Annotated in this window: 6 protein-coding genes and 1 tRNA gene; 6 read left to right on the forward strand and 1 reads right to left on the reverse strand. The window is 62.2% G+C overall.

All coding sequences use genetic code 11. From position 1 onward, the window contains the following. From nrfD to ade, 5 genes are all read left to right on the forward strand, one after another. Complete coding sequence (gene nrfD, locus HMPREF1155_RS08650; RefSeq protein ID WP_238319176.1) at positions 1 to 1,248, forward strand: NrfD/PsrC family molybdoenzyme membrane anchor subunit; 1,248 nt, start codon at positions 1 to 3, stop codon at positions 1,246 to 1,248. Between the two features lie 143 nt (positions 1,249 to 1,391). Further along, on the forward strand, positions 1,392 to 2,120 hold the full coding sequence (locus HMPREF1155_RS08655; RefSeq protein ID WP_009079427.1) for a Crp/Fnr family transcriptional regulator: 729 nt from the start codon (positions 1,392 to 1,394) through the stop codon (positions 2,118 to 2,120). A 223-nt stretch (positions 2,121 to 2,343) separates the two neighbouring features. Next, entirely contained in the window at positions 2,344 to 4,257 is a 1,914-nt protein-coding gene (locus HMPREF1155_RS08660; RefSeq protein ID WP_009079429.1) for a TIGR03960 family B12-binding radical SAM protein, read from the forward strand. Next, positions 4,254 to 4,937, forward strand: coding sequence for a TIGR03936 family radical SAM-associated protein (locus HMPREF1155_RS08665; RefSeq protein ID WP_009079422.1), 684 nt, complete (start codon positions 4,254 to 4,256; stop codon positions 4,935 to 4,937). Before HMPREF1155_RS08660 ends, HMPREF1155_RS08665 begins: the two co-directional genes overlap by 4 nt. 10 nt (positions 4,938 to 4,947) lie before the next feature. Further along, positions 4,948 to 6,771 (forward strand): adenine deaminase, encoded by a 1,824-nt coding sequence (ade, locus tag HMPREF1155_RS08670; RefSeq protein WP_009079433.1) that lies wholly within the window; start codon positions 4,948 to 4,950, stop codon positions 6,769 to 6,771. 4 nt (positions 6,772 to 6,775) lie between these two features. Here the strand turns inward: ade and HMPREF1155_RS08675 are convergent, their stop codons facing one another. Continuing rightward, the gene (locus HMPREF1155_RS08675) at positions 6,776 to 7,549 is read right to left on the reverse strand and encodes a DUF364 domain-containing protein (RefSeq protein ID WP_009079430.1); all 774 of its coding nucleotides are present in this window, start codon (positions 7,547 to 7,549) and stop codon (positions 6,776 to 6,778) included. A gap of 283 nt (positions 7,550 to 7,832) precedes the next feature. On the opposite strand from HMPREF1155_RS08675, the gene HMPREF1155_RS08680 reads away from it, so the two are divergent. Next, positions 7,833 to 7,909 (forward strand) — tRNA-Asp (locus HMPREF1155_RS08680). Positions 7,910 to 8,078: the final 169 nt, after the last annotated feature.

Genomic DNA, 8,078 nt, shown 5'->3' on the forward strand with positions numbered 1-8,078 from the left:
ATGGCTCGTTCGAAAAGGACCTTTCTCATCGTTGCTCTGGCAATGACGTGTGCCGGCTTCGCCGGCTGGATCTACCAACTCATGCGCGGTCTCGTCATCACCGACATGTCTAATATGTTCAACTGGGGTTTCTATATCGCGGCGTTTGCCTTTCTGGTCGGTGTGGCAGCGGGCGGTATGATCATATCCTCGTGCATCTACCTGTTCGACGTCGAAAAGCTCAAGCCGTTCGGAAAGATCGCGTCCCTTTCTGCGTTCGCATGCGCATGCGGCGCAGGAGCGATGGTCCTCGTCGACCTCGGTTCCATTCAGAACATTCTGAACATCTTCATTCATCCCAACTTCTCTTCCCCGCTGGTATGGGACGTTATCGTGATCTCTTGCTATATCGTTCTCACGTTTCTGAGCGTGTACTTCCAGCTGCTTCCAGACTGCAAGAAGGACGGGTTGTGGTTCTTCAATGGCGGCATACGAAACCAGTCGCTCGAAGAGGTCGAAAAGAAGTCGCACACGTGGTCGAAGCGTATCGGACTCGTCGCTCTTCCGTTTGCGATCGGTATCCATACGGTCACTGCGCTCATCTTTGCCACGCAGAACTCTCATGAGTGGTGGCATACCGCGATCCTTCCACCTGATTTCATAGCCATGGCGGTTGCATCCGGCGGTTCTCTCGTTCTGATCCTGGCTATCGTTCTTTCGGGACGTGAGCTCTTCAACGAACGTCTTGGCGGCTACCGCATCATATGCCGGATCATCGCCGTCGCCATAGCCGTGCATCTGTTCTTCACCGCCATGGAGCTCATCCTTGCCGCGTGGGCGGGCAGTGTGGAGACGCAGTCTCTTCTCGGAGTGCTGTTCGGCGACTACGGGGTTCTCTATGCCATCGAGCTCATCCTGCCGACGGTCGCCATGGTGACGTTCTTCTCGAAGAAGTGGACCGCCAGCAAGGGTCAGATGGTCTTCGGATCGATCATCGTGCTCATGGCAACTCTGGTGCATCGGCTCATGCTGCTCTATCCCGCGTTCAAGAACGCGACCGTGAGCTTCGACGTGCTGGGTGCGAACGGCATGGCCGATTGGCTGTATCCGGTTTCGACGGGCAGAGTCATTGAAATGGGATTCCCATTCGCGTCGACGTACGCGTACATGCCCGCAGTGGCCGAGTACCTGGTTTCCCTTTTGCCGTTCGGTCTCGTGCTGCTCATCCTGGCGTTCATGAATCTCAAGTATCCTCTCGTGCGTAGATAGCATCGAGGCGCCGATGTTTCGCGACCTGCGGATGTCGGCGCCTTCGGTCTTGTGCCTGCGATAATGCGTCCCAAAGGAGCGGGATATGGCTGTCTTCTCCAATCAGGATCGAGGATTTCGCGCAGACCCCGTTGTTCTGGGGGATGTCCGATGCCGATGTTCTCAAGGCGCTCGAGAGCGTCAAGTGTTCCGTTGCCGCGTATCGGCGAGGTAGCATACTTATGGTGTCCGGCGACAATACGAACCGATCCGGCCTGGTCATGAAAGGGCAGGTCGATATATTCACGGCTCCGAACCTCGACGGATCGCAGAAGGTCATCGCGCGTATAGGTCCTGGCGAGATGTATGGAGAGCCGTTCAACTGCCTTTCATACAACATGGTCCCCATCACCGTCGTTGCCGTGCAGGACCTTCGCGTCCTCGAACTGGATATTCGCACGGTCTTCAGTGCGGATTGCGACAGCCGTGTGAAGACGCAGCTGCTGGCGAATCTCGCCGTTCAATTCGCGGAGAAGATCGTCGTGTTCCGCAATAAGGTCGAGGTGCTGTCCCAGGCGACCCTGAAGATGAAGGTCCTCACCACCATCAAGCAGTATGCAGAATACCAGAACACGTTTGCGCCCACTATCGACTTCACGAAGACCGGCTGGGCCGAGTACCTATCCTCGAATCGCAATTCCATCGCACGCGTGATGAAAGAGCTTCAAGACGAAGGCAGCATCAAAATTTCAGGCAAGCGATACGAGCTTCTGTGTCACGACAACGTGATGTTCGTGCAGCGGAGCCGGCATTCGCCGCAGAACATCGTTCATGCTCCCGTCGATGCCGGCAGCTTGTCGGAAAACTCGGTTGCGTGGAAGTTCGATGCCTAAAAGAAGGCTCGCTCTCGAACGTTGGGCGCCGATGCGCCCTCGGCATCCCCGGAGCACTATAATCTAGAGGCAGGTCGCCGCATGCAATGCGGATGCTCGGCATCCGCATTGCATGCGGCCGCCGCGACGGCGGCGATCGGCTCGCTTCCTGGTGCCGGCGCGCGTTGCTCGCCACAACCGCCTTCCCAGGGCTTCAAGACCACGATTCGAAAGAGCAGAGCGCATGACAGACCTTTGGCCTCGCGTCGAGAGGCTGCTTCGCGAAAGCGGGCGTGCCATCGAGCGTCCCGCACGCTATCTGAACCATGAATGGGGATGCACCTACAAGCCTGAAGCATCCTACCGCTTCGTGATGACGTACCCCGACACCTACGAGCTCGGGCAGGCGAACCAGGCCATCCGCATCCTGTGCAACTGCGTGAACGCCGTGGAGGGCATGGCGGCCGAACGCGCGTATCTGCCGGCAGACGACATGTGCCGCGCGATGCGCGATGCGGACCTGCCTGCGTTCTCCCTCGAAAGCTGCGCGCCCATCGGCGAGTTCCAGGCGGTCGGCATCACGCTCCCGCATGAGCTGGCGGCCACGAACGTGCTCGAATTCCTCGATCTTGCGGGCATCCCCCTGCGCGCCGATGCGCGGGCGGCCGCCGAAGCTGCCTCTGCTGCCGCAGGACATCCGTACCGTTTCCCGCTCATCGTTGCGGGCGGCCCCTGCACGTTCAACGCCGAGCCCTACGCTCCTTTCTTCGATGCCATGCTCATCGGCGAAGGCGAGGAATCCCTTCCCGAGCTGCTCTGCCTCGATCGCGGCATGCGTGCCTCTGGGGCATCGCGCGAAGACATCCTGCGCGCGATGTCGCACGTGCGCGGGGTCTATGTGCCTTCGCTCTACGACATCGTAGACGAAGAGAAAGCGCAGGCCACGGGTTCATGGGCGCATCCGCGATTCGCGGACGTGCCCGCCGTCGTCGAGAAACGCGTATGGGAGGCCTTCGCGCAATCCGATGCGTACGAGCCGGTCATCGTACCGTATGCCGAGCTCATCCACGACCGTCTGAACGTCGAGGTCCTGCGCGGATGCGCGCGCGGCTGCCGGTTCTGCCAAGCGGGTATGATGTATCGCCCGGTGCGCGAGCGCTCTGCCGACAACATCGTCGCCGCCGCGATCCGCGGTCTGGCTGAAACGGGGTACGACGAGGTCAGCCTCACGTCGCTTTCCACGACCGACCACAGCCGGATCGAAGAGATCCTGCGGCGCCTGAACCGCGCGTTCGAAGGCAAGGGCATCTCGGTCTCGGTGCCGAGCCAACGTCTCGATTCGTTCGGCGTGGAGATGGCCGAACTCGTCGCCGGCGGCAAGCGCGGCGGCCTGACGTTCGCCCCCGAGGCGGGCACGCAGCGCCTGCGCGACGTCATCAACAAGAACGTCACCGAGGAAGACCTGTTCGGGGCCATCTCCGCCGCGTTTTCCGCCGGCTGGCGCCGCTGCAAGCTCTATTTCATGATCGGCCTTCCCACCGAAACCGACGACGACATCAAGGGCATCGCGAGCCTCGTGCAGCGCGCTTACGACGTGGCGAAGAAATCGGTGCCCGAAGACCAGCGCGGCAGCGTGCGCATGAGCGCCTCCTGCGCGCTGTTCGTTCCGAAGGCCCAGACCCCGTTCCAGTGGGACGGGCAGATTCCGCCCGAGGAAGCCTATCGCCGCATCGGGCTGCTGCGTCGCTCGGTGAAGTATCGGGCGGTGGATATCCACTGGCACGAGCCCGACGGGTCGATCGTCGAGGCCATGATGAGTCGCGGCGGACGGGAGGTCGCCGACGTCGTGGAGACCGCCTGGCGCATGGGTGCCAGGTTCGATGCCTGGACCGAGTTCTTCTCGCTGGAAACCTGGCGCGCGGCCTGCGAAGCCTGCGGCGTCGACATGGATGCCGTCGCCCAGACCGATTTCGATACCGACCGCGTCCTTCCCTGGGCGCATCTGTCGGCCGGCATCCGCACGCGTTTCTTCCAGCGCGAGCGCAGGCTGGCGGCGCAGGAGCGCACGACGCCCGACTGCACGTTCGATACCTGCTCGGCCTGCGGCATCTGCATGGATTACGGCGTCGGCAACGAGATCTGCGAGGTGCGCTCATGATGGAAGGCGAATTCCGTATCCGCGTGACCTATGCGATGACGGGGCGGCTCGTCATGCTTTCCCATCTTGAGACGGCGCGTGCCATCGAGCGCACCGTGCGTCGCTCCGACCTGCCCTTCGCGGTCACACAAGGGTTCTCTCCCCATATGAAGCTCGCATTCGGCTCGGCGCTGCCGGTCGGCGTCGGCGGGCTTGCCGAGATCTTCGATGTCACGATGACCGCATTCGTCCCGCCTGCCGAAGCGCTTGCGCGCCTGCGGGCCGCGAGCGCGCCCGACCTCATGCCGTGCGATGTGCGGTATATAGATAAGACGGTGAAGGCGGCGAGCGTTGCGTATCCGTTTTCCACGTATCGCGTCGAGCTCGCTGACGGTGTGGACGCATCCGTGCTCAAGGTGCCGGAAGAGATCGTCGTCGTGCGCAAGAAGAAGGAAAGGCACCTGATCCCGACCGATTTCCTGGTCGGCGGCATGCATGCGGACGACAGCACGCTCACGTTCACGCTCGAGTCGAAGCCGAGCGGAAGCCTACGTCCCGACGTGCTCGTGCAGACGATGCTCGATGCGGCCGGCCATGCGGCGGGCGAGCCGGCCGGCGCATCGGCCTCCGAGCCTTTGCACGTGGCGTCCCTCATGCGCGTCGCCCAGTCCGAGAATGCGCCTGCCGACGGCAGGCCGTGAGGAGGAACCGATGATCAAGCGATTCTGCACGCATCCTCTGTGGGAGGTCACGCGCACGCTCGTCGACGTGGCCCAAGGCAGGCGCGCGGCCGACGTCGTGGTGCGCGGGGCGACGCTCGTCAACGTGTGCACGGCCGAGCTTCAGGAAGGCATCGACATCGCGATCGCCGAGGGCCGCTTCGCGTATATCGGCGCAGATGCCGCCCATTGCATCGGCAAGGGCACGAAGGTCATCGATGCGCATGGGCTCTTCGCCGCGCCGGGGTTCCTCGACGGGCATATCCATGTCGAGTCGTCCATGATGGGCGTGACCGATTACGCGCGCGCCGTCGTGCCGCACGGCACCGTCGGCATCTACATGGATCCGCACGAGATCTGCAACGTTCTCGGCCTCGACGGCGTGAAGCTCATGGACGAAGACGCCCGTCGCGTGCCGCTCAAGACCATGATCACGACGCCTTCGTGCGTGCCGGCGGTTCCCGGATTCGAAGACACCGGCGCCGAGCACATGACCGCGGCGATGATGGCCGAGACGATGGACTGGGATTCCGTCGTGGGCATGGGCGAGATGATGAACTTCGTCGGCATCCTCGCGGGCGACGAGAACGCGCATGGGGAAGTCGCCGCCACGCTCAAGGCCGGGCTTACGCCCACGGGCCACTACGCGGTGCCCGAAACGGATCGCGGGCTTAACGCCTACATCGCTTCCGGCATCACGAACTGCCATGAATCGACGCGCGCCGAAGATGCCATAGCGAAGATGCGTCTCGGCATGTGGACGTTCTTCCGCGAGGGGAGCGCGTGGCGCGATCTGCACCAGCTGGCGCCCGCCATCACCGAGCGCTCCGTGGACACGCGCTTCGCCTGCCTGGTATCCGACGACAACCATCCCTACACGCTGCTTTCCCAAGGCCATGTGGACCACCTGATCAGGCGTGCCATCGAAGAAGGAATCGACGCTGTGACGGCCATCCAGATGGCGACTATCAACACGGCGACGTGCTTCCGCATGGACAACGATCTCGGATCTATCACGCCGGGCAAATGCGCCGACCTGGTGCTTTTGGGAAGCCTCGAAGACATCGACGTGCAACGCGTCCTGATCGACGGCGATGTGGTCGCCGAGGAAGGGCGCGCGCTCTTCGATCCCGAGCCGTTCGTCTATCCCGACTGGGCCACGCATTCGGTGCATGTGGGGCGCACGATCGACGAGGATTCGTTCATCGTTTCGCCCGACGGGCTCGCTGCGAATGCGACTGAGGCGACGATCCGCGTCATCGAGGTGGCATCGGGCACGGTTCCCGACTTCGAGCGGCGCGCGACCATCCCTGTGCGCGAGGGAAGGCTTGAATCCGATGTCTCCCAGGACGTGCTCAAGACCTTCGTGTTCGAGCGCCATCACGAGACGGGCAAGTTCGGCGTCGGTTTCGTGAAGGGCTTCGGCATCAAGGGCGGGGCCATGGCGTCCACGGTCGCCCATGATGCGCATAACCTGCTGGTCGTCGGAACGAACGATGCCGACATGGCGCTTGCGGCCAATACGCTGATCGCATCCCAAGGAGGCATGGCGGTCGTGCGCGACGGGAAGGTGCTCGGGCACGTGCCGCTGCCGGTGGCGGGACTCATGAACGCACGTCCGGTCGAAGAGATGGGCGAGCTCGTCCATGCGCTCGAAGATGCGTGGGAGGCGATCGGGTGCACGATGACGAGCCCGTTCATGACCATGGGGCTCATTCCACTTGCCTGCATTCCCGATCTGCGCCTGACCGATCGCGGGCTTGTGGACTGCACCACGTTCGAATTCGTCGACCTATTGGCGGAAGACGAGGCTTAGGCCGTCATTCGCGGCAGAGCCGCGTCATGAGAAGCGCGCTTCCGAAGCGCATCGTGCCGCCCGACTTCACGGCGCGACGCACCCGCTCCACGTCTCCGACGACGCTGCCGGCCAGCATGTTCACGCCGTGCTCGAAGAGCATCGGCGACATGACGACCGACGGGCCGACCAGGGTCACGTAGGCGTTGCGCGCCAGTTCAAGCAGACGGGGCGCGGTCTTGTTCTCGAAGGTCACCCCGGTCATGAAGGCGAAGTCCGCCTCGGGCAGCACGTATTCGCAGGCCGGATCGGGCGTATCAAGCTCGCTTCGGCAGTTGCGCTCCAGCACGGTCAGCCTCGCGTATTCGGCGATGCGATCGACGTGGGGGAAGTGTCCGATGACGACGACGTGCGCATCGCCTTTCGCCTCTATGCGCGGGCGCACGAGTTCGAAGGCGTCCATCTTGCGGATGCTTCCGTCGGGAAGCTCCTCGCGCTCCTCGTATTCCGCGCCCAGAGGATCCAGCAGCTTGCGCTGCCCGTACCAGGCGTTCAGGGCGGCTGTGCCGAGCGTGGCCTCTTCGAAGCTCCATGACTTCGCAAGCTCGGCCATCTCGCGCAGCGGCAACCCCCGGAAGTCGCGTTCCTCGCTGTTGCGCGCGCCGCCTCGGCATGTGTAGGACACCCCGCAGCCGCTTTCCGCCTCCACGTAGGACCAGCCGATGCCGAGGCAGTAATCCTTCACGAGCACGTCGCCGGGAATCCCTTCGATCAACGCGTCATACAGCCTCCAGGTCATAGCGCCTTCCTTTCATGTGGACGGACGATTCTTCTCGCATTATAGAGGACAGCCTGATGGATGCCTTCGTTTACGTATCTTTCAGGACGTGCGATCGAGTTCGTGCGATGCGGGTTCGCGATGACGGCAGGCGTGCGATGGGAACATGCGGTTCGTTGCGGAAGCGGCTTCGAAGAGGTTGTGTCGCGAATCCGTGCCCCGGCATCTTTTTTCGAAAAAATCCTTGTGCGTCCGAATGATTCAAGATACTATATCCAAGCTGCTTTGAGAGAAGCACGCAGATGGGGTGTTAGCTCAGTTGGTTAGAGCGCCGGCCTGTCACGTCGGAGGTCGCGAGTTCAAGTCTCGTACATCCCGCCATCGAACGCAAAAGCCGCTCTTCGGAGCGGCTTTTTTTGATGCAAGGATTCCTCGGTTTCGAGCTTTTGGAAAAAGAGCGTTCTCCGATTAAGAGATGGAAAGACTCACGCTTATCCCGTTTTTCGACCCAAACGAGCATGCATTTCATCAGAAGGGTTGCGGGGGGGGG

It is taken from the genome of Slackia sp. CM382 (genome assembly GCF_000293015.1).
Taxonomy (GTDB): Bacteria; Actinomycetota; Coriobacteriia; order Coriobacteriales; family Eggerthellaceae; genus Slackia; species Slackia exigua.

Bases quoted from the DNA above. Each gene is read 5' to 3' on its own strand.
- nrfD (WP_238319176.1), top strand. From the start codon at position 1: ATGGCTCGTTCGAAAAGGACCTTTCTCATCGTTGCTCTGGCAATGACG.
- HMPREF1155_RS08655 (WP_009079427.1), top strand. From the start codon at position 1,392: ATGTCCGATGCCGATGTTCTCAAGGCGCTCGAGAGCGTCAAGTGTTCC.
- HMPREF1155_RS08660 (WP_009079429.1), top strand. From the start codon at position 2,344: ATGACAGACCTTTGGCCTCGCGTCGAGAGGCTGCTTCGCGAAAGCGGG.
- HMPREF1155_RS08665 (WP_009079422.1), top strand. From the start codon at position 4,254: ATGATGGAAGGCGAATTCCGTATCCGCGTGACCTATGCGATGACGGGG.
- ade (WP_009079433.1), top strand. From the start codon at position 4,948: ATGATCAAGCGATTCTGCACGCATCCTCTGTGGGAGGTCACGCGCACG.
- HMPREF1155_RS08675 (WP_009079430.1), bottom strand. From the start codon at position 7,549: ATGACCTGGAGGCTGTATGACGCGTTGATCGAAGGGATTCCCGGCGAC.